Here is a 23,657-nt window from a genome sequence, read left to right as displayed (position 1 = left end):
TCGCACCAAGGGGGGTCGCGCGTACGCGAGGGAGGTGCTAGCTGGTGCCCTGCCAAAGGTCGATGCCCGCAGCCTTTGCGACCTTCTTTGACACCTGCCACAGATGCACACCTAGGTCGTCCAGTTTCATACTCTTTGCCACAAAGGAAATACTGCCGACAGACCGATAGACATAGTTGGTGAAATCATCCGTCGATTCCTTATGCCGAAATGTTCCCGACATACCGCTGACGTGCCATCGGGGAGGGTTCCCGAAATACATGTCCATTGTGTGCCCGCCTGCCGCATGCACGAACCCTGAATAGGCTTTCTCGATCGTTTCCGTAACTGCAACGATCTTGTCGACTGAATCACCAAATGAGTAGGTTCGCGCGTTGTAGGCACGAATTTTTTTACGGCTAACGCGGTTGCGGGCCTGCGTTGATCCAATAGCATCACCTGGCTTGTCAAATTCTTCAGAAAAGAATTCGTCCAGATACGCTTGATGAGGAGGCTCCTCACTTCCGAATATCAGCGGTCCAGCAAGGAACATGATGTCTGCGTCAATTTCATCGAGCATTCGCTGAATCGCGCCTAGTTCCTGCAAGAAACCGGTATCGAGCAGCCTTCGCCCAGCCTGCAGTCCGCTGATCAATCGAGCTGATTTTAGGACAAGCGCCTGCTGCAGCGTTTTTTCTTCAAAGCGCAACACAGAGTGGTTCCCGTGCTTTGTCAGACGGGGAGGGGGAACGGCTTTGGAAATAGTTTCAAAAGCCGCCATTTGTTCGACTATCACATAGTTGAAGACCGCGTCGAAAGATGACATCCGCCGTAACTCGCTTTCAAATAGAGCGTCTTCACATCTATCTCTGTGCAGGACGCGCGCGGACGATCTGGCGCACCCGATACCCTGGCCGCGACCTCGCACACGCCTACGGGGCTCTAATCGTCCCGGTGTCTCGCGCACTGAGCGCATTCATCATTGGCCATATCAAGCTCATATTTGACGGCCTCCATGACCTCCTCACGCATGAACATTTCGTCTTCACGCTTAAGCTTATTGGTGGCGATCGCATAGGCCAGCCTATCAGCCTCCGGATCGCCATTGGTGATTGTCGCATCCGGGTGAAATTCGCACACATAGACGGCCTTGGCCTCAAGCACCGCCAAACGCGCTACCTGCTCGATAGAGTCAACCAGATCGTTGATGGACATCCTAACCTCCTACCCCTTGAAGTCTTCCGGACCAGCATACACGATCTCACCAGACAAAACCTAAATACAAAACGTTGTATAACTCGGTCCCTAACCCGCCGATCTCGGATGAGGTCGAAAACTGCGCCCCATATAAATCAACAACTTAGGGCGATTTCGCAGCCGATCCGCCATGAAAAAAGCCGGGCTGAACCCGGCTTTTTCAAGGATTATGCCATTACAGTTTTGTTATTTTGCGGGCGCAGCCGGCGCCGGAGCGGCTGGCGCCGCGCCTTCTGCCGGCTTGGCAGGGGCCGCACCTTCGGCCGGCTTGGCGGGCTCATTTTCGGCCGAGGCGCCGGGCGCCGGCAGCGGCTTCGGATTGTCCGACAGCGTGCGCAGATAGGCGATGACGTTGGCGCGGTCCTCATCCTTCGGCAGGCCGGCGAAGCCCATCGCGGTGCCCTTCACGAACTTCTTCGGCGAGGTGATGAAGTGGTTGAGATTGTCGTAGGTCCACTTCTCGCTGCCGCCCTTGGAGAACTCCTTCATGCCGGCCGAATAGGCAAAGCCCTCATGCTCGGCGACCGGACGGTCGATGATGTCCCAGAGATCGGGGCCGACCTTGTTGGGGCCACCCTTTTCGCCGGAGTGGCAAGCCTGGCATTTCTTGAAGATGGCGGCGCCCGCTTCGGCGTTGGCAGTGGTCAGCAGCTCGGCAATCGGCTTCACGGCTGCGGCGGGAGCGGCCGGGCCGCCTTCGGCGGGCTCGGTCGCCTCGATGGCGAAGCCGGGCTTTTCCGGCGCCGGCGAGGCAAACAGCGCGTCGGACACGATGCCAACGGAAAAGACGATGAACACGGTTCCGAGGAGACCGGCGAGCAGCTTGTTGACTTCGTTGGAATCCATACGCCCCATGCTCCCTTTCCGGCGGACCGATCCGTCCACTCCGTCCGTCGGTATCGTGATCCACCCGGTGGAACCGGCCAAATCGCGCGGAAACTAGGTCTTTTGCTCCGGCGTTGCAACACCTATAAGGGCGCTGCCAGTGAGACCTTTTGCCACTTTGTCCTCCTCTTTTTCGAGCCCTTTGCCCGCCTCATGTCCACGCTCATCCTGATCCCGGCCCGCATGGCCTCGACGCGCCTGCCGGGCAAGCCGCTGGCCGACATTGCCGGCACTCCGATGATCGTCCACGTCGCCCGCCGCGCCGCCGAAGCCGGGCTCGGCCGGGTGGTCGTCGCCACCGATACGCAAGGCGTTGCGGAGGCGGTGCGCACGCACGGTTTCGAGGCGGTGCTGACGCGGGCGGACCACGAAACCGGCTCCGACCGCATCTTCGAAGCGCTGGCCATTCTCGACCCTGGCAACAGCGTCGAGACGATCGTCAATGTGCAGGGCGATCTGCCGACCATCGACCCCCTTGTTATCGGCGCCGCGCTGAAGCCTTTCGAGAACGCAGCGGTCGATATCGCCACGCTCTGCGTCGAGATCGTCCGCGACGAGGAAAAGACCAATCCGAACGTCGTCAAGCTGGTCGGCTCGCCACTCTCGGCGACACGGCTCAGGGCGCTCTATTTCACCCGCGCCACCGCGCCCTGGGGCGAAGGTCCGCTCTACCATCACATCGGCCTCTATGCCTATCGCCGCGCCGCACTCGAACGCTTCGTTGCGCTAAGGCCGTCGCCGCTGGAGCGCCGCGAGCGGCTGGAGCAGTTGCGGGCGCTGGAGGCCGGCATGCGCATCGATGCGGAGATCGTGCAGTCGGTGCCGCTTGGCGTCGATACGCCGGGCGATCTCGAACGCGCCAGGGCGCTCCTTTCCAACTAAAAAATTCTTCCCCCAATCCCCGAGACTCTGCGCATGGCTGAAAAGACCAACAAAATATCCTTCCAGGGCGAGCCGGGCGCCAATTCCGACACCGCCTGCCGCAACATGTTCCCGTCGATGGAGCCGTTGCCGTGCCCGACCTTCGAGGACGCCTTCAATGCGGTCGAGACCGGCAAAGCCGATCTGGCGATGATCCCGATCGAGAACACCATTGCCGGCCGCGTCGCCGACATCCATCACCTCTTGCCGGAATCGAAGCTGCACATCATCGGCGAATACTTTCTGCCGATCCACTTCCAGCTGATGGTGCTGCCCGGCGTCAGGCGCGACGAGATCAGGACCGTGCACAGCCACATCCACGCGCTCGGCCAATGCCGCAAATACATCCGCAAGAACGGCTGGAAGGCGACGGTTGCCGGCGACACCGCGGGCGCCGCCAAGATGGTCGCCGCGATGAAGGACCGCACCATGGCCGCGCTGGCGCCGGCGCTGGCCTCGACCCTCTACGGACTCGACATCATCGAGGAGAATGTCGAGGACACCGACAGCAACGTCACCCGCTTCGTTGTGCTGACCAAGAACAAGCAATGGGCCGAACGTCCCTCGGCCGACGCCAGGATGATGACGACCTTCATCTTCCGCGTCCGCAACGTGCCGGCGGCGCTCTACAAGGCGATGGGCGGGTTTGCCACCAACGGCATCAACATGACCAAGCTGGAAAGCTACCAGCTCGGCGCGTTTACGGCGACGCTGTTCTACGCCGACATAGAGGGCCATCCCGACGATCCGCTGGTCAAGCTGGCACTCGACGAGTTGCGCTTTTTCTCGCGCGAAATGCGCATTCTCGGCGTCTATCCCGCCAGCGCCTCGCGCGAGCAATGGAAGGTGGCGGATTAGGATCCGGTCAGGTCAGGCCGAGCTTGTTCTGCTTGGCCGGCTTGCCGCATTCGCGCCGGCTGATCGACCGGTTCATGGCGTCGATCTTGCCGCTTGCCTGGTCGGCGTCGCGTTTGGCTTTCGAGCGCATGTCCGGCGTGAACGGGCCAAAGCCCGTCGCCGGGTTGGAGAAGGACGGCTTGGCGTCCACCGGCAAATGATATTGCTGCGCCAGGCCGTTTCGTTGCGCCAGCAATTGATCGCAAGGCACCTTGTCATATTGCAGCGAGGACTGGACGTTTTCGTCCTGCCGTTCGGACATCGAATTGCCGACGCAGCCGGCCATCGCCAGGCAAGATGCCAAGACCGTCATGTTCCAGCGCATGAACGTGCTCCTTGTCTTTCGCAGCTGCGGCTTCTCATGCGCAGCGGCAGAAGTCTTAGCCAGATTTTACGCTGCCGGAAAGCAAGCTTGCCACTACGGCCAGCCCTTCGACCGGTTGGCGGCGATCCTGCCGGATGATTGTTGCCTGCAGCGACAGGATCGAAAAGCCGTCGGCATCCAGAACCCGCTCTACATAGCCTTGCGAATGCGCGTAGCGGCGCGACGGCTGCAGGGCGAAGCCGGCGCTGTCAGACGATTCTCCGCCCGGGAGCGTCTCGACGGAGAACGCAAACAGACCGCCGCCGGCAAGCATTCCGGCAATCTTGTTCACCACCTTGTCGAGTGCGCCGAGATAGATGAACACATCGGCCGCCGTCACCAGATCGGCTTTCGGGCCAGAATAGCAAAAATCCTGCAGGTCCGTCTTGACGAGCAGATCGTAGACGCCTTTGGCGCGCGCCTGCCTCAGCATGCCGGTCGAGATGTCGTAACCCTCCAGCCGGTCGGCGATCGGCCGCAGCTTCTGGCCCATGAGGCCGGTGCCGCAGCCGAGATCGAGCACCAGCGAAAACCGGCCCGGCCGTGCCGCCCGGATGGCGCGGTCGAGACATTCGGGCAGGCGATAGCCGAGCCTGTCGACCAGCTCAGCCTCGAAACTCCCGGCATAGTGGTCGTACAGCGTCTCGACGAAGGCGCTGGGCGGCGCCTGTGCCGCCGCCGCCCTGCCGATCAATTGCAGCTTGAGCACCGCGCCGAGCCTGTCCGCCGGGTCGAGCCGCAGTGCCGTCGTCCAGGCCTGCGCGGCACGATCGGGCGCGCCCGCCGCCTCCTGCATCTCGCCGAGGCGGAACCAGCCGGCTGGCCATTGCGGCGCCAGTTCGAGCGCGCCGAGCAGCAATTCCGCCGCTGCCGCATGATCGCCGGATGCATAGAGCATTTCGGCATAGTCGGCGCGGCGGTCGGCGGTCAAATCGCCGGACGAGGTCTGGAGCGGTTTCATGCGATCGGGTTCCGCCGGGTGTTTGCAGCCGGCTTGCGCTCTATGCTGGAGTCAGCAGTGACTTACAACAGGCTTCCCGCGCCGGAATTAGCGCCTATCTTGGGGCCATGCGCGCCAGCGACCTGCTTCATCCCCGGCCGGAAGGGCTGTATTGCCCGCCCGGCGATTTCTTCATCGACCCGGTGCGGCCGGTCAACCGGGCGCTGATCACACATGGCCATTCCGACCATGCCCGCTCCGGCCACCGCTTGGTGATGGCGACGCAGCAGACGCTCGATATCATGGGGCTGCGCTACGGCGACAGTTTTGCCGGAACGACGCAAGTCGCCGTGCTCGGCGAGACGATTGCGCTTGGCGGTGTGGCCGTCAGCTTTCACCCGGCTGGTCATGTGCTTGGCTCGGCCCAGATCAAGGTCGCGCATCAGGGCACATGCATCGTCGCGTCCGGCGACTATAAGCGCCAGAAGGACGCGACCTGCGAGCCGTTCGAGCCGCTCAAATGCGACGTCTTCATCACCGAGGCGACGTTCGGTCTGCCGGTGTTTCGGCATCCGCCCGATACCGAAGAGATCGCCCGGCTGCTGAAATCGACCGAGCAGTTTCCCGAGCGAACGCATCTGGTCGGCGCCTATGCGCTGGGCAAGGCGCAGCGCGTCATGCGGCTGCTGCGCGATGCCGGCTACGAAAAGCCGATCTACATCCACGGCGCGCTGGCCAAGCTCAGCGAGTATTACCAGAGCCAGAATATCGATCTCGGCACATTGGAACCGGCGACCGTCGAGACCGGCCAAAAAAGCGACTTTGCCGGCGCCCTCGTCGTCGGCCCGCCATCCGCCTTCGCCGATCGCTGGGCGCGGCGTTTTCCCGATCCGATGTCGTGCTTCGCCTCAGGCTGGATGCGCATCCGCCAGCGCGCCAAGCAGGGCGGCGTCGAGCTGCCGCTGATCATTTCCGATCACTCCGACTGGGACGAACTGACGGCGACGATCAAGGAGACCGGCGCCGAAGAAATCTGGGTAACGCATGGCCGCGAGGAGGCGCTGGTGCGCTGGTGCGAGCTCGAAGGCATTGCCGCCCGGCCGCTGCATCTCGTCGGCTATGAGGACGAGGGCGATTGATGGTGTTTTTGGATCCAGCAATCGCCGGTACGGCGCTCTACGGCGCCCCCCTCTGGCCTGCCGGCCATCTCCCCCTCAACGGGGGAGATCGGCAGCTTTGGTTTTGCCGCTCATCCTGCAACGTTGGAAATTGGCGAAAGCAGTCGCGACAGCAAATCTCTCCCCTTGAGGGGGAGATGTCCGGCAGGACAGAGGGGGGCGCGACAGAACGCAAGCCTTTCCCATTGGCGCGCCGCTCATGAACCGCTTCGCCGAGCTTCTCGACCGGCTGGTGCTGACGCCGTCGCGCAACGGCAAGCTGACGCTCTTGACCGATTATTTCCGCAGCGTCGAGGATCCGGACCGCGGGCTGGCGCTGGCTGCCATCACCGGCGATCTGTCCATCGCCGCGGTCAAGCCGGCGATGCTGCGCACACTGGTGATCGAGCGCATGGATCCGGTGCTGTTCGGCTATTCCTACGACTATGTCGGCGACCTGGCCGAGACCGTGTCGCTGGTCTGGCCGCAGGCGCCGGTCGACATTGCGAACCACGAGCCGACGCTGGCCGAGGTGGTGGCGAAGCTGCAGGCGGCGAGCCGTTCCGACGGGCCGCAGGTGCTGGCCCGGCTGCTCGACAGCGCCAGCACTTCGGCGCGCTTCGCCATCATAAAGCTGGTCACCGGCGGCCTGCGCATCGGCGTCTCGGCGCGGCTGGCCAAGCAGGCGCTGGCCGATTTCGGCAAGGTCGAAATCGCCGAGATCGAGGAACTCTGGCACGGGCTGACGCCGCCCTATATCGGGCTGTTCGCCTGGCTGGAGGGTAAAGCGGAAAAACCCAGGAAGACGGCGCTGGCGCTGTTCAGGCCGGTGATGCTGTCGAATGCCGTCGGCGACGGCGACCTCGAAAAGCTCGACCCGGCCGACTACGCGGCCGAATGGAAATGGGACGGCATCCGCGTCCAGGCGGTTTGCGAAGGCGGCATTCGTCGGCTCTATTCCCGCACCGGTGACGACGTCTCCGGCGCCTTTCCGGATCTTGCCGAGGCTATGGATTTTTCAGGAGCCCTCGACGGCGAGCTTCTGGTCGGTGACCCCAGGCAGGCGACGGGCACGTTCTCGGACCTGCAGCAGCGGCTGAACCGGAAGAGCGTGTCACCCAAGATCCAGCAGCAATACCCCGCCTTCATGCGCTGCTACGATGCGCTGCAGATTGGTAACGAGGATTTGCGCGGACTTCCCTTCCGCGAACGGCGCGGCCGGCTCGAGGCCTTCGTCAGGACACTCGATCCGAGCCGCTTCGATCTGTCGCCGCTGGTCGAATTCAGCAACTGGCAGGCACTCGAGGAATTGCGCCGCAAGCCGCTGCATCCGGTTATCGAAGGCGTCATGCTGAAGCGCTGGGATTCGCCCTATGTGGCCGGGCGGCCGAAGGGCCCGTGGTTCAAATGGAAGCGCGATCCGCACACGGTCGACGCGGTGCTGATGTATGCCCAGCGCGGCCACGGCAAGCGTTCGAGCTTCTATTCCGACTACACATTCGGCGTCTGGTCCGGGCCGGAAGGATCGGAGGAGCTGGTGCCGGTGGGAAAGGCCTATTTCGGCTTCACCGACGAGGAACTGAGGCAGATCGACAAATATGTCCGCGACAACACGATCGAGCGCTTTGGCCCGGTCCGCTCGGTGCGTGCCGACCGCAGGAACGGGCTGGTGCTTGAGGTAGCCTTCGAAGGGCTCAACCGCTCGACGCGGCACAAATCCGGCGTCGCCATGCGCTTTCCGCGCATTTCGCGGCTGCGCTGGGACAAGCCGGCGGCGGAAGCCGACCGCATCGAGACGCTGCAGGCGCTGCTCGATAGTTAACGCATGTCGCGCAAAAAGTGTGCAGCGGTTTTGCGGTAACGACATGCATCAAAACAAGAACCTAAAGTGCGTCGCATGAGGCCGGTCCGAACGCCACGTGCTTTAGGGAACGACTGAAACGCGGATCTCGTAGATGTCGACCGACTTGCCCTGCTTGTCGAAGTCGGAATTGATGGCGATGGTGCCGGCAGCACCCGGACGCTTGTCGGGAAAGCGCACGTCGAACAGATATTCATTGCGCTCGCGACCGACCGCATAGCGCTTGCGGCCGCAGTCGCCGAGTTCGCCGAAATTGCAATCGACGGAAATCTGCGTCTCCTGCCCCTCCTCGGAGCGCGCGATGATGTCGAATGTGGCATGCTTGCCGGCTAGTCTTTCCAACACGCCTTGTCCGACGTCGAAGCTGATGGCCGAGCCGGATGCGCCCGAGCGGATGCGCAGGAAGGAACCGCTTTCGTCCTGGACAACGTCGGCCTTGGCGTCCGACGGTGCATTGACCTGCGTCGGGTCACCCGGCGAAAAGACGTTGATCCAGTCGCGCGCCTGGTCCTCCTCGCCCTGCTTTGGCGGCGAAGCGGTGTCGTCCGGCGTGAAATCTTCGCCATCGACCGTTGGCGGCGCTTCCGGTGGCGCTGTGTCGAGCTCGGTCGCCGATTTGAAGACGCCGGTCTGGTTGGCGAAATAAAGGCCGATGCCGGCGGCTGCGAGCAGCGTCACACCGAAGAAGATCGCGGTCAAGGGCAGGCGCCGCCGCCTCGCCCGCCGGTCGTCGCGGTCGGGCGTCACTTCCGCATCGTCGGTTTCGGTCGGAGCCGAAGCCCCCATGTCGATCACCGGCGCCTCGGCAACAGGCGCATCGGGCATGATGTCGGGAACGACCGGCAGGACGCGCGACCGCGGCGCATCGGCTTCGGGCGGCTGCGCCGGACCGTCAACGACGACATCGGGCGACGGCGCGGCTTCGGCTTCGGCCGGGGGCTCCACCTCCGGTGCTGCCTGCAAACTGTCGGTCGGCGCGGCGACGTCGGCAACCGCCGGCAGGAATTCCGATTCGATTTCGGTGATCTTCGCCTGGACCGCCTTGCGGCGCTTGATGGCGACTTCCACTGTCACGTTTGGATTGGCCTGCAGGGCACGGTCGAGTGCCGCGAAAGCCGATCGATAGACCCGCTCGCGAAACGCCCGGTCGTCGGCATTGCCTTTCTCGAAGGCATTGCGGATCGCTTTTTCGATCGCGTCCAAGCGAATTCCCTCTGCAATTTCACTCACTTTGCCATGATCGTTAGCCGCAGGCGACCAATCAATCAACAAGCGAGCGGCCGCATTCTGCCTTGCCGAGGGGCACAAAGCTCATTTCGGTGATTTTCGGTAAAGGAATCAACATTTTTCGCTGATTTTCCCGGTCACGGCGGCGGGCGGCGTGCCGATGCGGCATCACGCGGCCAATGGTAGATCCGCGCGGCGGCTGCCCTTGCGCCCGGCCGGAGGCGGCACGAATTGCCTCGTCCTGAAATCGCGACTGCCATCTTGAATTCGCGGCCGGTTGCGTCTATCACGCAGCCCATCCTGGAAGCTCGGCTTCCCGGGCCGCTTTAGCTCAGTTGGTAGAGCACATCATTCGTAATGATGGGGTCAGGTGTTCGAGTCACCTAAGCGGCACCAAAATTCTCGATGAATTAAACGGGACCATTTCACAGATCAACTTGATGGAACGTCGCCGTCGCCCAGCGACGCCACCGTCTTCAGCGCGCCGTCGAGCATGTCGCCCTTTTCGTCCTTCAGCGCGGCTTCGCGCAGGCGCCGGGTCCAGTCTGCGGCGTCCGGGCGGCCCTTGACCAGGTCGAGCGCCGACAGCACCCGGTCGAATTTCGACTGCGCGCGGGCGTGGGTGTCGCTGTAGCCCTTGATCAGCCGGCGGCAGTTGAGGATCTCCGTGCCAAGCGCGTAGTCCTCGCCGACTTGGCCCAGCGCCAGCGCATACCAGCGCTCGAGATGCGCGGTCTCGATCTTGTGGCGCAGCAGCCGGCGGCGCCAGCGGCGCAGGCCGCCGATGAACCACAATGCGGCAAAGCCGGCAAAACTGTCGGTGCGGATATGGCGGCCGCGGTTGATGCGGCGGTCGAGGAAGGCGGCGAGCTTCGGCCGCGCCTCGATGTAGCTGCCGAGCCCGGCCGGCAGCGTGCCGCAGAATTCCTCGATGCGCGGATGGAAATATTCGGTCACCTGCAGGACCGAGCCGTCCTTGACGCCAACCTCACGGCGTACGCGTCGGTCGCGGCTAGAACGCGTCTTCAGGTCGGCGACGCGGATCATGTCGTCGTAGCACATCGCGTTGGCCAGATGCTTGGCGGCGGCGATCGACAGCGCGTAGGCGTGTTCGGCATCGTCCAGAGCGACGGCCCGGTCGAGCCTATCGAGATACTCGCCGCCATAAGCAACGTCCTGATAGTCGACCACTTTTTTCAGGCCGCGAAGCGCCATTTCGCGCACGGGTACAGGCAGCGTGGCGCCGCGCGCCGCCAATTGTTGCCAGCCCTTCAACAGGCTTTCCGGGCCGCTGACTTCTGTCGCGGCGCCCGAGCCGGTTTCAGCGGCCGCCGGCCCTGCAGTCTTGTCGCCCGAAGGCGCACTCGCGATGCCGCGCGCCCGATCGTAGGCGGCGCCGAAGGCGGCGAGGCTGGCCTTCACACCGCGGCCGCCGGCACTGACCGCCTGCTCATAGCTTTCGCGACTGAACGGCAAGGCGTCGGAGCCGGCCAGCGCGCCGAGCAGGCTGGCCGAGATCATCGAGCCATTGTCGGCGGCGATCTTCTCCATGTCGAAGGCAATGAAGCGCTTGGCCGCGGCTTCCGCCGTGGCATGCACCTTGGCGGACGAGGCGCGACCGTCGCCGGGCTCGATCTTCTCCGAGACCGCGGCGATGCGGTGCGACGAGGCGATCAGCGTCGTGCGCTCGGGCGTGACGAAGCCGCGGATGATGGCGCGGCCGGCCTCCATCAGTTCGGCGGCAATCAGGATGTCGACGTCGCCCTGCGACGGCGACAGCGCGAAGACCGGCAGGCGGCCGGTGTCGGGGCACATTTCGACATAATAGATGGTGGCGCCGGTGCGCTGGGCGACGCCGGCGACCGAGGTCGATTGCGCGACGTAGCCGTTGCGCTCGGCGACGTCGGTGATCCAGTCGGCCAGCACGCCACCGCCCTGGCCACCGACCGCCAGCACGGCAAGCTTGATGACGCGCTCGTCTTCGGGGGCGCCGGCTTTCGAGCGCGATGAGGGCACGGCGTCAAGCATCGGCGAATATCAGGCGCCGGCTTTCACGGCGCCGCTGCAAGAGACCGATCATGGCGCGGCGAGCGGCTTCAAGGAAACGGTCCCAGCGGCTCGGATTGTGCACGACATCGGCGCGGTAGAAGGATGGGCAGAGCACCGCCGCATCGGCGACCTCGCCGCAATTGCCGCAACCGACGCAGCTTTGGTCGATATGCGCCACCGGATCGTCGCGCAGGGGGTCGTCCAGCGACTTCACCGACAGCGACGGGCAGCCGGAAAGCCGCATGCAGGCATGGTCGCCGGTGCAGATATCTTCGTCGACGCCGAATTTCGGCTTGACTATGCGCGCCCCGCCCTTGATCGCCTTGTCGACCAGCGGCTTTTCGCGGCGCTGCCGGTTGAGCATGCATTCGGACGAGGCGACAATGACTTTCGGGCCCTTTTCGTCCGTCGTCAGCGCCTCGCGCAGCGTGTCTTGCATCTTGGTTACGTCGTAGGTGCGGTCGATGTGGCGCAGCCATTTGACGCCCATGCCCTTCACCGCCTCGGTGATCGGGTGCTTGGTCGACTTGGTCTTGTTGCCGGCGCGGGACGACAGGATGTCCTGGCCGCCGGTGGCGGCCGAATAGAAATTGTCGACGATGACGATGACGCCGTCGTTCTTGTTGAACACCGCGTTGCCGATCGACGAGGTCAGACCGTTGTGCCAGAAGCCGCCGTCGCCGACGAAGGAGATCGAGCGGCGCTTGGCATCGGGCGAATTGAACGCCGAAGCCGAGGCCGGCCCCAGCCCGTAGCCCATGGTAGTGGCACCTAGCTCGAAAGGCGGCATGATCGAGAACAGATGGCAGCCAATGTCGGAGGCGATGTGGTGCTTGCCCAGCTCCTGCTCGACCAGCTTGGTGGCGGCGAAGATCGGCCGCTCCGGGCAGCCGACGCAGAAGCCGGGCGGCCGGCCCGGGACGACGTTGATCAGGTCGGCGGTGTCGAGCCCGTCGCCGATCTTGTTCGGCGCGCGGACCTCGCTTGGCAGCAGATGCGGGATGGTGGCGCGCAGGAACGATCCGATGCCGTCGAGCATCACCTGGCCGGTATATTCGCCGGCCATAGGCAGATGTTCCTTGCCGACGAGCCTGGTGCCGCGGCCGGCCTTGTGCAGCATCGCGGCAAAGGCCTGTTCGATGTAGTTGGGCTGGCCTTCCTCGACGACGAGGACGGCGTCCTTGCCTTCGCAGAAAGACAGGAACTCGTCGTCGACTAAGGGATAGACGGCGTTGAGCACATAGAGCGGCACGTCGGTGTCGCCATAAGTGTCGGCGAGGCCAAGCCGCTGCAGCGCCCGGATGACCGAATTGTACATGCCGCCCTGCATGACGATGCCGACCGAGCCGTGCTCCGGGCCGAAAAACTCGTTGATCTTGTTGGTGCGGATGAAATCCACCGCCGCCGGCCAGCGTTTCTGCACCTTTTCCTTCTCGTGCAGGAAGGACGCGGGCGGCAGCACGATGCGGCCGGTGTCGCGGCGCGGCGCCTCGAGCGCATCGGCCACAGTCATTGCCGGGCGCTTGTTGTCCTTGGCGATGAAATGGCCGTGGACATGGCAGCAGCGAATACGGACCTGCAGCATGACCGGCGTGTTGGAAACCTCGGACAGCTCGAAGCCGTCCTGCACCGCCTTGACGATCGACGGCAGGTTCGGTCGCGGGTCGAGCAGCCAGACCTGGCTCTTCATGGCAAAGGCGTGGCTGCGCTCCTGCATGATCGAGGAGCCTTCGCCGTAATCCTCGCCGACGATGATCAATGCACCGCCGGTGACGCCGCCGGAAGCGAGATTGGCGAGCGCGTCGGAGGCGACATTGGTGCCGACCGTCGACTTGAAGGTCGCCGCGCCGCGGATAGGATAATGCACCGATGCGGCAAGCATGGCGGTGGCCGTGGCTTCCGAGGCGCTCGCCTCGAAATGCACGCCGAGCTCGCCCAGGATATCCTGCGCGTCGGCCAGCACGTCCATCAAATGGCTGATCGGCGCGCCCTGATAGCCGCCGACATAGCCGACGCCGCATTGCAGCAGCGCCTTGGTGATGGCGAGAATGCCTTCGCCGGAAAACTCCTCGCCGGCGCCGAGCCTGAGCTTTTCGACTTCCTTGGCAAAAGACCGTTCGGCCATTTTGGGCTCCTTCCGTTACCGCCCCGATGGCGGCGCGTAAGATCAGATGTCGTGCTTGCGAATGTTCTTCAGCATCTTCTGCAATGTCGCGATCAGCGCCGCGTATTCGGCATCGTCGACATCGTCGAACATTGCCTCGAAAGCGTCGTGCATGGCCGGCCAGGCGCGCGCGAACTCGGCGCGGCCATCGTCGGTCAGGAATACATGGCGGATACGGCTGTCGGTGACCCCCTGCTCGCGCCGCACAAACCCTTGCCCCTCCAGCGTGTCGAGCGTCCGGCTCAAGGTCGACTGCTCGATGACGGTATAGACCGAGAGATCGTTGACGGTGACGCCATCGGTGACCGACAACACCGCCAGCGTGCGCACCTGCGGAATGGTCAGGCCCTGCTTGCGGAAATTGTCGCGCAAGGTGGCGTTGTAGCGGCCCATGATGCGGTTCATCAGATAGGGCGCGAATTGCTGCAGGCCGATCTGGCCCAAAGTCGAGATGCGCTGGCGCTTTTCAACCTTCTGTTCCATCACAGCCTCCCCGCCAGGAGAAAGCCGGAGCCGCCGCCCAAGCCAGCACCCGGATGGGTCGAGGCACCGATGTGGTAGAGACCCCTGACCTCGGTGGCGTGATTGCGGCTCGTCTTGAACGGCCGCCACAGAAACGACTGGTCGATAGCCGAGGAACCGCCATAGGGGTCGCCGCCGACCAGATTGATGTTCATAGCTTCCAGGTCGGTCGGCGAACAGGCGCGGCGTGCGATGACGCTGTCCTTGAACCCATCGATATGGCTGGCGAGGATCGCTTCGGCACGGTCGGCATAGGCTTCGCGCAGCGCCTCGGTCCAGCGACCGTCTGCCGGTGTTTGCAGTTTGCCGGCGGCATCGCCCTTGATATGCCGTGGCGCCTCGGGCAGTTGCAGCCACAGGACCGCCTTGCCGGCCGGGCAGCGCGATGGGTCGAGCGCGTGCGGCTGGCCGACGCACATGGTCGGCACCTCCGGCAGCATGCCGCGCACGGCTTCGTTGCAGGCCTTCGAGACGCCGTCGAGCCCCGGCGTCAGATGCAGCAGCGCGACCTTGTCCAGGCCCTCGCCGCGCCATGCCGGCGGCTTGTCCAAGGCATAGTGGATCTGGAAATTGCCCTTGCCGTAGCGGTATTTTTGCGCTGCCTCGACGTCGGCTTTCGGCGCCGCGTCGCCGAGCAGCCGCTGGTAGAGCTGGGTCGGCGTGACCGAGCAGATGACGCTCTTGTTCACGTTGATCGTTTCGCCCGAAGCCAGCCGCACGCCGGCGGCGCGGCCTCCGCTTTGGACAATAGCCGCGACGTCGGCGCCGGTGCGGATTTCGCCGCCGCGTTCCCTGATCAAGGCTTCGAAGGCGGCCAGCAGATTCCTGGCACCGCCCTTGACGATCGGCGCGCCGGCCGCCTCAAGCGCGAAGGCGATGACCTTGGCGATCTGGCCGGAGAACGCGTCCTCAGGCCCGAGGCCGGCATGCAGCACCCAGGGTGCCCACAGCGCGCGCATGGTTTCCGACTGGTAGGTGCTTTCCAGCCAACCGCGCGCTGGCACCAGCGCGCTGCCGAGAAAGGCGGCAAGGCCACGCGGGCCGCACCGCCAGGCTTCACCCGCCAGCAGCCTGGCCGTCGGGTAGGACCACAGGCTGCCACCGAGCAGTCCGAACAGCAGACCGGCGTTGCGCTCGATCTCGCCGACATCGTTTGCGTGCCGGTCGCCGTCGCCCGCGGCAAGCGCATTGATCGCCGCTACATTGGCGATACGATCGGTGCGCAGGACGGCATGGCTGCCGTCCGGGCGCAGCACACCGGTCGGCGTGGAGGTGTTGCAAAACTCCAGGCCGTGCCGCGCCAGATCCTTGCCCAGCGCCGCATACGCCGGCGAGGTGATGAACAGGACAAAGGTCGTCGCCATCACGTCGTGGATGAAGCCGGGCGCGGTGATTTCTTCGGTTCGCATGCAGCCGCCGATGCGGTCGTTGCGCTCGAGCACCAGCACCTTCGCCCCCTTGCCGCCAAGCATCGCCGAGCAGACCAGCGCGTTGATGCCGCTGCCGACGACGATGTGATCGGGAGCGCTCATCGATGCGTGCTCCTAGCCGGCAGGAGTTCAATTGCAGAGATTGGCGCTCTACGGCGCCGTAGAGCCGCAGCTTTGCAAGGCTGCCGCTCCCACTCCGTCACCACAGTGCCATTTCCGCACATGATCTTCTCCCGAAGACCGCAGCTACCCTATTGCCTTGGCACCAACGCCAACGCGCGGATCGGACTGCCGGTGCCGTGCTCGATCTTGAGCGGTGCAGCGATCAGTATCGCGCCTTTCGGCGGCAGCCGGTCGAGGTTGCAGAGGCTGGCGAGGCCGTAGCGGTTGGCCTTGTGCATCAGGCTGTGCGCCGGAAACGGCGGCTCCATTCCCCCTGCTTTTCCAGCATCCGTGCCGATCGTCTCGCTGCCCCAGCCCTTGATGTCCTTGCTAATCAGATACTGGATGGCTTCGGCGGTCGGGCCAGGCGTGTGCGGTCCGGTCTCATTGGCGTTGAGGAACTCGGCTTCCGAGCCGTTGCGCTTATACCAGTCGGTGCGCATCACCACCCACTCGCCGGGATTGATAGCGCCATGTTCGGCTTCCCATGCCTTGATGTGATCGACGGTGAGCAGGAAATCGTGATCGGCTGCCGCTTGCTTCGAACAGTCGATGACGTTGACCGGGCCGACGAAGTTCTGCGCCGGAATGGTGTCGGTGGCGCCGTCCGGATAATCCTTGCCGGTGATCCAGTGGTTGGGTGCGTCGAAATGGGTGCCCGAATGCTCGCCGAGCTTGAGCCAGTTCCACGCCCACCACGGGCCATTCTTGTCATAGGCGGAGATGGCGTGGATCTCGATCTTCGGCGTGTCGACCGCCAGTTCCGGCGGCAGCTTGATCAGTGGCGTGTTGGGCCCGAGCGGCGCCGTCAGGTCGACCACCTGGATGGCGCCTGAAAGCAGCTGGCCGGCGACTTCGCCTAGAAGTTGTTGTGTGTCCATGGTCTCTGTTCCCTCTTTCTCGATGGTGCTGAAGGCTCTCGCGGCCCTTAATATCCTACTAGACGAAAACATATGCATCTGCAATTATCTTTAAGCATAAAGCAAATGGGACGGGGCGTGAGCGAGTTCGACGCCATATTTGTCGGGGCAGGCCACAACAGTCTGGCATGCGCCGCGCATCTGGCGCTCAAAGGCTGGAAAACGGCAGTTTTCGAGCGTAATGCAACGATCGGCGGCGCCGTCCAGACGCGCGAATTGACGCTTCCGGGCTTCCGGCACGATTTCGGCGCGATGAATCTCAGCCTGTTCGCCGGCTCGGCCTTTCACAAGAAATATGCAAATGAATTGAAAACCCACGGGCTGGAATTCGTGCCGGTGGCCGACTGTTTTGCCAGCGCCTTCCCCGACGGTCGCTGGTTCGGCGTCAGCAGCGACCTGGAAAAGACCGCCTCGCGCATGGCCGCTTTTTCCGACGCGGACGCACAGACATGGCGCCGTCTGGTTGCGGCATTCCCGGCGGAGGCCGAGCATCTGTTCCGGCTGCTGGGCTCGCCGATGAGCGGCCGTGCGCTCGCCGGCACCGCCTGGAACCTCTGGCGCAAGAAGGGTTTTGCGGGCGCGCTCGATACTGGTCGGTTGCTGCTTTCGTCACCCCGCGCCTGGCTCGAGGAGACTTTCCAGTCACCGCATGTCAGGGCGACGCTCGCCACCTGGGGCATGCATCTCGACTTCGCCCCCGATATCGCCGGCGGCGCGGTGTTCCCTTACCTCGAATCCATGGCCAACCAGCGCTTCGGCATGGTGCTCGGCAGAGGCGGCGCCGACACCATTATCCGCGCTCTGTCGGGCATGCTCACGGCCGCCGACGGCAAGATCGTCACCGGGGCTGATGTCGCCGAGATCACGGTTTCGGCCGGCAAAGCGACCGGCGTGCGGCTCGCTTCCGGCGAGACCCACACAGCCACCAAGGCCGTCATCGCCGGTGTCGCGCCCAAGGCGCTGACCGGGAAACTGTTGCCTAACGGATCGGGCGACACCGGCTTCGACACGGCCGTGAAAAAATTCCGCCACGCGCCGGGGACGTTGATGATCCATCTGGCGCTCGACGATCTGCCGGACTGGCGCGCCGGCGCCGAGCTTCGGCAGTTCGCCTATGTGCACCTTTCGCCGTCGCTCGACGCCATGTCGCTGACCTACCAGCAGGTGATGGCAGGCATGCTGCCGGATGAACCGGTGCTGGTCGTCGGCCAGCCGACGGCCGTCGATCCCTCGCGCGCGCCGGACGGCAAGCACGTACTTTGGGTGCAGGTGCGCATGCTGCCAGCCGAGATTGCAGGCGATGCAGCGGGCACGATCGCGGCGGCTCACTGGGACGAGGCTAGGGAGCACTACGCCGAGCGCGTCCTCGACATTATCGAGCGCTATGCGCCCGGCCTTCGTCGGAAGATCCTCGGCCGCGCCGTGTTCTCGCCCATCGACCTCGAACGCGAGAACCCGAACCTTGTCGGCGGCGACCAGATCTGCGGCAGCCATCATCTGGCGCAGAATTTCCTGTTCCGGCCGGCGCGCGGTTACGCCGGCTGGAACACGCCGGTCGGCAATCTGCACCTGACCGGGGCGGCAACATGGCCCGGCGCCGGCACCGGGGCGGCGTCGGGCTACATGCTCGCGCAACAACTTGGCGGGAGGTAGGCTCCATTTTTCATCTAGGGTGAAGGAGGACAAGGCGCGGTTGCCCAAGGAGCCTGAACCCACCGATTGACAACGACACCGCGCATAAAAGCAACAGGGGAACGACCATGACAATCAACAGACGAGAATTGCTCGGATATGGCGCGGCCGCACTTGGCGCCACGGCGCTCGGCCTGCCGCAAATCGCCAAGGCTGCCGGCGAACTGACCATCGCCTACAATGTCAATTTGCCGTCCTGGGACCCGACCACCGGGCCTTCGGCGGTCAACCCGACCATCCAGGGTCTCTACCAGTCGGTGTTCGACCAGTTCATCCCGCAGAAGCCGGATCTTTCTTTCGCGCCCGGCCTGCTCACCGAATGGGGCTGGAACGAGGATCGCAGCAAGATCATGATGACGGTGCGCGAGGGCGTCACCTGGCATGACGGCTCGCCATTCACGGCCGAAGACGTGGTCTGGTCGCTGCAGCGGGCGGGCGATGAAAAGACCGGCAACCCGATCCAGTTCGTCTGGAAGAACGTCAACAACTTCAAGATCGACGGCAACAAGATCACCGGCGACGTCGTGCAATTCGACCCGGTGTATTTCAAGTGGATGTCGTTCCTGACCGGCTACATCATGCCGAAGGCCTATTACGAAAAGGTCGGCGCCGAGGGTTTTGAGAAAGCCCCGATCGGCACCGGGCCCTATATGGTCGACAAATTCGAGCGCAACGCCTTCCTGCGGCTCAAGGCCAACCCGAACTACTGGGGCGGCAAGCCGGCCTTCGAAAACGTAACCATCAAGTTCGTCACCGATGCGGCGAGCCGCGTCGCCGAGATCGAGTCCGGTTCCTCGCAGGTGACGCTGGAAATCCCCTATGAGGAATATGACCGCCTGATCGCCAAGGATGGACTTGCCGGCTCATGCAAGAACGTCTCCGACATCGGCATGATCTTCTTCAACGACATCGACGTGATGCTGGACAAGAACGTGCGCCAGGCGGCGGTGATGGCGGTCGACAAAAAGCTTTTGGTCGACCGGCTGCTGCGCGGTTACGGCCAGCCCATCGATACGCTGGAGACGCCGGAATACGAGGCCTACGATGCGTCGATCAAGGTGGAGCACAATCCGGACAAGGCCAAGGAACTGCTGGCCGCCTCCGGCTATTCGCCGGAAAAGCCGGTCAAGTTCACGATACAGACGACCAAGGGCTTCAAGCCCAAGGACTACGAGATGATCCAGGCGATCGTCGGCATGTGGCGCAAGGTCGGCATCGAGGCAACGATCGAGGTCTACGAGATCGCCAAGCACTACGAGCTGCGCGCCGCCGACAAGCTGGCGCCGGCGGCCTTCTACAATTGGGGCAATGCCATCGGCGATCCCACCACGTCGACCGGCTTTGCCATGTATGGCCCAAGCCCGCATTCGGTATGGGACAGCCAGGACCTGATCGACATGATCAATCCACTATGGGGCGAGAAGGACGAGGCCAAGCGCATTGCCGGCTGGAAGGCCGTCGACAAATACATCGCCGAACAGGCCTATGTGCTGCCGCTGATCCAGTATGCGCAGCCGATCGTGCATGCCAAGGGCGTCAATGTGGTGCAGCATGTGTCGGGCGCACTTCTGCCGGCGCTGATGAGCCCGGCCTGAGACAGTCTTCGGCTTGCCGCGCGCCGTCCGGAATGACGGCGCGCATTTTCCGCCACGGGCGACCATGCTGCTGCAAAGATTCCTGATCCGTCTTCTGACGATGGCGATCACGCTGTTCGGCGTGGCCGTCGTCGTCTTTATCGTCATCCGTGTCGCGCCGGGCGACCCGATCGCGATGATGCTGCCGCCCGGCGCGACCGATGCCGACATCGCTCGGCTGCGCGCGCTTTACGGGCTGGACAAGACCATCGTCCAGCAATTCTTCATCTGGCTGGCCGGTGTCGTCAGGGGCGATTTCGGCACGTCGATCTCACTGCGGCAGGACGTGCTTGGGCTGGTCTTCAATCGCCTCCCGGCCACGCTGGAACTCGCCATCGTCGCGCTTGTGATGGCGCTGGCGATCGGCGGCACGACGGCGATCCTCGGCGCGCGCGAACGCGGCACCGCGGTCGAAGCCGGCATCGACATTGCCGGCGGTGCGGCACTCTCGATTCCCGATTTCCTGTGGGGCCTGGTGCTGATCCTTCTGTTCGGCGTGCTGGTGCCTATCTTCGACATTTCTGGCCGGGTGTCGCCGCAGCTCGACCTGCCCTTCGCCACGCAATTCTATCTGTTCGAAAGCATCGTACGGCTGCGCTTCGACCTGACCAGGGACCTGCTGGCACACATGCTGATGCCGGCGATTGCGCTGGCGCTGCCACTGGCCGCGATCATCTCGCAGCTGCTGAAACAGTCGCTGAAGGAAGTGCTCGACCTCGACTACGTCGTGCTGGCGCGGGTAAAGGGCTTTTCGGAAACGCAGGTCATCCTGCGCGAGGCGCTGAAGAACGCGGCCCTGCCGACGCTGACGCTGGTCGGCGTGCAGTTCACCTTCCTGATCGGCGGCACGGTCATCGTCGAACGACTGTTTTCCTATGAAGGTCTCGGCAACATGGCGATCGATGCCGTCATCAACCGCGACCTGCTGCTGATCCAGGGCATCGTGCTGGTCTTCGCGCTGCTGTTTGTGCTGATCAACCTTGCCGTCGACATGATGTACGCCCTGCTCAATCCGAGGCTGCGCCATGGATGAGGCCCGCATTTCGAGACATGGCTCGCGGGCACGCCTGTGGCTGGCCGGCGGCTGGCTGCTGATTGCGCTGCTGGCCGCAATTTTTGCGCCGCTGGTCGCACCGCAGGACCCGCTGGCGCAGGATTTGATGCTGGAGCGCCTGCCGCCGTTCTGGCTCGATGGAGCCGAGCCCGGCTACTGGCTCGGCACCGATAGTCTCGGCCGCGATCTCCTGTCACGGCTGATCTTCGGCGCCCGTATCGCCTTCATCGTCGCCTTCGCCGCCGCCATCGCGGCCTGCCTGGTCGGCTCGACGCTCGGCCTGATCGTTGGTTATTTCGGCGGCTGGGCCGACCGCATCATCTCGCGCGTTGTCGATGTCTGGATGGCGTTTCCGCCGGTGCTGTTTGCCATCCTTTTGGTCGCCGTGCTCGGCACCGGCTTGAGCTCGGTCATCATTGCCATTGCCGTCATCGACTGGACGCGCTTCTGCCGGGTGATCCGCGCCGAGACCATGGGCCAGTCGCGCATGGATTATGTCGAGAACGCCCGCATCGCCGGCTACGGCCGCATCGGCATCATGCTGTGCGAGGTGCTGCCCAATGTGGTGCCATCGATCGTCGCGCTGCTGTCGCTGGAGATGGGCATTGCCGTCATCGTCGAGGCGATCCTGTCCTTCGTCAATCTGTCGATCTCGACCGACGACCCGACCTGGGGCGGCATCATCGCCGAGGGCCGCCTGTCGATCCATCAGGCTTGGTGGGTGCTGGTGTTCCCGCTGGTCACGCTGATCCTGACGGTGCTGTCGTTCAGCCAGTTTGGCGAGGGCCTCAGGGCACGTTTCGATCCGGTGCTGCGATGAACGCGCTGGCGAAACCCTGCCTCGACATACGCAGCCTTAGCGCGGTGCTGCCTAATGGCTTGCGCGTGCTGCGCTCGGTGTCGCTCGCCGTCGAGCCCGGCGAGGTGCGCGCGCTGGTCGGCGAGAGCGGCGCCGGCAAGACGATGATCGGCAAGGCGGTGCTTGGCGTGCTGCCTTCGAGCGTGCGCATCGTCGAAGGCGACATGCTGCTTGAGGGCGAGGACCTCGGCAAACTGCAGGCCAAGGCACGGCGCACCCTGATCGGCGCGCGCACGGCGCTGATCCCGCAGGATCCGCTGACCGCACTCAACCCGTCACGCCGCATCGGCCCGCAGATGACCGACCGGCTGGTGCGCATCCTCGGCTGGAGCGGCGAGAAGGCCGATGCACGCATCCGCCAATTGCTGGACGAGGTGCAAATCCGCGACCCCGAGCGTGTCCTCAAATGCTATCCGCACGAGCTGTCCGGCGGCATGCGCCAGCGCGTGCTGATCGCCGCGGCGTTTGCTGCCGAACCAAGGCTGATCGTCGCCGACGAGCCGACCACGGCGCTCGACGTGACTGTGCAGAAGCAGATCCTGCGGCTGATCGCGCAACTGCAGCGCGAGCACGGCACGGCGATCCTGTTCGTTACCCATGATCTCGGCGTCGTCGCCAAGATCAGCCAGAAGGTCTCGGTGCTCTATGCTGGCAAGGTGGTCGAGGAGGCCGAAACGGCCGCTCTCTTCGCCGCTCCGCAGCACCCCTACACGCGAGCTCTGATGGCCGCGACGCCACGCTACACCGACCCCTTCGCCTCGCTGAAGCCGGTGGACGAGACGGTGCTGGCCGGGCTTGCTTCGGAGATCGCCGCCGCCGATCAGGCCTGGAGGCGCCCGCATGGCTGAGCCGCTGTTTTCCGTGCGTGGGCTGAAGGTCGCGCTGCCCGACATGACGCGCAAGCCGCTGATCGGCCGCGCGCCCTTGGCCGAGATCCTGAAAGGGCTGGATTTCGACCTGCCAAAGGGATCGGTGACCGGCATCGTCGGCGAATCCGGCTCCGGCAAATCGACGCTTGGCCGCGCGTTGGTGCGGCTTCTGGAGCCCAGTGCCGGCAACGTCATCTTCGACGGCCGCGACATCACACACCTGCCTGAGGCCGAGCTCCGGCCGCTGCGCCGCAATCTGCAGATGATCTTCCAGGATCCGATGTCGTCGCTCAACCCGCGCCGCACCATCGCCAGCATCATCGCCGCACCACTCAAACAGAATGGCCTCGGCGACAATCTGAAAGCCCGAGTTGCTGAAGCGCTTCAGCGCGTCGGCCTGCCGCAAGGTTTCGCCAGCCGCTACCGCCACGAACTGTCGGGCGGCCAGCGCCAGCGCGTCGGCATTGCCCGCGCGCTGGCGCTGTCGCCGAAATTCGTGCTGGCCGACGAAATCGTCTCAGGCCTCGACGTGTCGACGCAGGCACAGATCCTGGCGCTGCTGGAAAAACTCGCCGCCGAAATGGGCCTGACCGTTGCCTTCATCAGCCATGACCTGTCGGTGATCCGGCGGCTCTGCCGGCACGTGATCGTCATGCGCGAAGGCGCGATCGTCGAAGCCAGCGCGACCGATACTTTGTTCGAGCAGCCGCAGCAGGGCTACACGCGCGACCTCCTCGCCGCCATTCCGCTGCCCGAGATCGATGATGCCTGGCTACTTCCCGCCGCAAAGGCGCCGGCATGAAACACAATCCTA

21 protein-coding genes and 1 tRNA gene are annotated in these 23,657 nt (G+C 64.0%); 11 read left to right on the top strand and 11 right to left on the bottom strand.

Annotated elements, in window-relative coordinates; genetic code table 11:
• Positions 1–37 precede the first annotated feature (37 nt).
• From NKJ32_RS04130 to NKJ32_RS04120, 3 genes are all read right to left on the bottom strand, one after another.
• The gene (locus NKJ32_RS04130) at positions 38–805 is read right to left on the bottom strand and encodes a hypothetical protein (RefSeq protein WP_352826861.1); all 768 of its coding nucleotides are present in this window, start codon (positions 803–805) and stop codon (positions 38–40) included.
• 116 nt (positions 806–921) lie between these two features.
• Positions 922–1,194: a hypothetical protein gene (locus tag NKJ32_RS04125; RefSeq protein WP_352826860.1), complete on the bottom strand. Its 273-nt coding sequence runs from the start codon at positions 1,192–1,194 to the stop codon at positions 922–924.
• Positions 1,195–1,422: 228 nt separating this feature from the next.
• Positions 1,423–2,082, bottom strand: a complete 660-nt coding sequence (locus NKJ32_RS04120; protein ID WP_352455085.1) for a c-type cytochrome — start codon at positions 2,080–2,082, stop codon at positions 1,423–1,425.
• A 192-nt stretch (positions 2,083–2,274) separates the two neighbouring features.
• Between NKJ32_RS04120 and NKJ32_RS04115 the strand changes: the two genes are divergently transcribed.
• Both NKJ32_RS04115 and NKJ32_RS04110 read left to right on the top strand, forming a co-directional pair.
• A complete protein-coding gene (locus NKJ32_RS04115) occupies positions 2,275–3,003 on the top strand; it encodes a 3-deoxy-manno-octulosonate cytidylyltransferase (RefSeq protein ID WP_352455084.1) in 729 nt (242 codons plus the stop codon).
• A gap of 33 nt (positions 3,004–3,036) precedes the next feature.
• The gene (locus NKJ32_RS04110; protein WP_352455083.1) at positions 3,037–3,900 is read left to right on the top strand and encodes a prephenate dehydratase; all 864 of its coding nucleotides are present in this window, start codon (positions 3,037–3,039) and stop codon (positions 3,898–3,900) included.
• 7 nt (positions 3,901–3,907) lie between these two features.
• Here NKJ32_RS04110 and NKJ32_RS04105 read toward each other — a convergent pair whose 3' ends face one another.
• Positions 3,908–4,264: a hypothetical protein gene (locus NKJ32_RS04105; protein ID WP_352455082.1), complete on the bottom strand. Its 357-nt coding sequence runs from the start codon at positions 4,262–4,264 to the stop codon at positions 3,908–3,910.
• 55 nt (positions 4,265–4,319) lie between these two features.
• Positions 4,320–5,264 carry a class I SAM-dependent methyltransferase gene (locus tag NKJ32_RS04100; protein ID WP_352455081.1) on the bottom strand — a complete coding sequence of 315 codons (945 nt, stop codon included), beginning with the start codon at positions 5,262–5,264 and terminating at the stop codon, positions 4,320–4,322.
• A gap of 107 nt (positions 5,265–5,371) precedes the next feature.
• On the opposite strand from NKJ32_RS04100, the gene NKJ32_RS04095 reads away from it, so the two are divergent.
• A complete protein-coding gene (locus NKJ32_RS04095) occupies positions 5,372–6,382 on the top strand; it encodes a ligase-associated DNA damage response exonuclease (protein WP_352826857.1) in 1,011 nt (336 codons plus the stop codon).
• Between the two features lie 238 nt (positions 6,383–6,620).
• Positions 6,621–8,222, top strand: coding sequence for a cisplatin damage response ATP-dependent DNA ligase (locus tag NKJ32_RS04090; protein ID WP_352591291.1), 1,602 nt, complete (start codon positions 6,621–6,623; stop codon positions 8,220–8,222).
• 102 nt (positions 8,223–8,324) lie between these two features.
• On the opposite strand, the gene NKJ32_RS04085 is transcribed toward NKJ32_RS04090, so the two are convergent.
• Positions 8,325–9,464 (bottom strand): hypothetical protein, encoded by a 1,140-nt coding sequence (locus tag NKJ32_RS04085; protein ID WP_352826856.1) that lies wholly within the window; start codon positions 9,462–9,464, stop codon positions 8,325–8,327.
• A gap of 344 nt (positions 9,465–9,808) precedes the next feature.
• Here NKJ32_RS04085 and NKJ32_RS04080 point away from each other — a divergent pair.
• Positions 9,809–9,884: transfer RNA gene (locus NKJ32_RS04080), tRNA-Thr, on the top strand.
• Between the two features lie 36 nt (positions 9,885–9,920).
• Here the strand turns inward: NKJ32_RS04080 and NKJ32_RS04075 are convergent.
• The 5 genes from NKJ32_RS04075 to NKJ32_RS04055 all read right to left on the bottom strand — a co-directional run bounded on the left by NKJ32_RS04075 (position 9,921) and on the right by NKJ32_RS04055 (position 16,696).
• Positions 9,921–11,516: an indolepyruvate oxidoreductase subunit beta family protein gene (locus tag NKJ32_RS04075; RefSeq protein WP_352826855.1), complete on the bottom strand. Its 1,596-nt coding sequence runs from the start codon at positions 11,514–11,516 to the stop codon at positions 9,921–9,923.
• Complete coding sequence (locus NKJ32_RS04070; protein ID WP_352570280.1) at positions 11,509–13,662, bottom strand: thiamine pyrophosphate-dependent enzyme; 2,154 nt, start codon at positions 13,660–13,662, stop codon at positions 11,509–11,511. Before NKJ32_RS04070 ends, NKJ32_RS04075 begins: the two co-directional genes overlap by 8 nt.
• A gap of 42 nt (positions 13,663–13,704) precedes the next feature.
• Complete coding sequence (locus NKJ32_RS04065) at positions 13,705–14,184, bottom strand: MarR family winged helix-turn-helix transcriptional regulator (protein ID WP_352455076.1); 480 nt, start codon at positions 14,182–14,184, stop codon at positions 13,705–13,707.
• Positions 14,184–15,755: a phytoene desaturase family protein gene (locus tag NKJ32_RS04060; RefSeq protein WP_352570279.1), complete on the bottom strand. Its 1,572-nt coding sequence runs from the start codon at positions 15,753–15,755 to the stop codon at positions 14,184–14,186. The genes NKJ32_RS04065 and NKJ32_RS04060 overlap by 1 nt, the downstream gene beginning before the upstream one ends.
• Positions 15,756–15,904: 149 nt before the next feature.
• The gene (locus tag NKJ32_RS04055) at positions 15,905–16,696 is read right to left on the bottom strand and encodes a cyclase family protein (RefSeq protein ID WP_023676844.1); all 792 of its coding nucleotides are present in this window, start codon (positions 16,694–16,696) and stop codon (positions 15,905–15,907) included.
• Between the two features lie 117 nt (positions 16,697–16,813).
• Here NKJ32_RS04055 and NKJ32_RS04050 point away from each other — a divergent pair, with 117 nt between their 5' ends.
• From NKJ32_RS04050 to NKJ32_RS04025, 6 genes are all read left to right on the top strand, one after another.
• Positions 16,814–18,388, top strand: a complete 1,575-nt coding sequence (locus NKJ32_RS04050; RefSeq protein WP_023676843.1) for a phytoene desaturase family protein — start codon at positions 16,814–16,816, stop codon at positions 18,386–18,388.
• 107 nt (positions 18,389–18,495) lie between these two features.
• Positions 18,496–20,022, top strand: a complete 1,527-nt coding sequence (locus tag NKJ32_RS04045; RefSeq protein WP_023676842.1) for an ABC transporter substrate-binding protein — start codon at positions 18,496–18,498, stop codon at positions 20,020–20,022.
• Positions 20,023–20,086: 64 nt separating this feature from the next.
• A complete protein-coding gene (locus NKJ32_RS04040; protein ID WP_352826853.1) occupies positions 20,087–21,094 on the top strand; it encodes an ABC transporter permease in 1,008 nt (335 codons plus the stop codon).
• The gene (locus NKJ32_RS04035) at positions 21,087–21,935 is read left to right on the top strand and encodes an ABC transporter permease (protein WP_352570275.1); all 849 of its coding nucleotides are present in this window, start codon (positions 21,087–21,089) and stop codon (positions 21,933–21,935) included. The genes NKJ32_RS04040 and NKJ32_RS04035 overlap by 8 nt, the downstream gene beginning before the upstream one ends.
• Entirely contained in the window at positions 21,932–22,822 is an 891-nt protein-coding gene (locus NKJ32_RS04030) for an ABC transporter ATP-binding protein (protein WP_352826851.1), read from the top strand. The genes NKJ32_RS04035 and NKJ32_RS04030 overlap by 4 nt, the downstream gene beginning before the upstream one ends.
• Positions 22,815–23,645, top strand: a complete 831-nt coding sequence (locus NKJ32_RS04025; RefSeq protein WP_352826850.1) for an ATP-binding cassette domain-containing protein — start codon at positions 22,815–22,817, stop codon at positions 23,643–23,645. The genes NKJ32_RS04030 and NKJ32_RS04025 overlap by 8 nt, the downstream gene beginning before the upstream one ends.
• The last annotated feature ends 12 nt before the right edge of the window (positions 23,646–23,657 follow it).

Origin of the sequence: Mesorhizobium sp. M0159 (assembly GCF_040322295.1) — a bacterium.
Taxonomy (GTDB): Bacteria; Pseudomonadota; Alphaproteobacteria; order Rhizobiales; family Rhizobiaceae; genus Mesorhizobium.
Note: the sequence above shows the minus strand (reverse complement) of the source record. Positions and strands in the feature narration are given on the sequence as shown.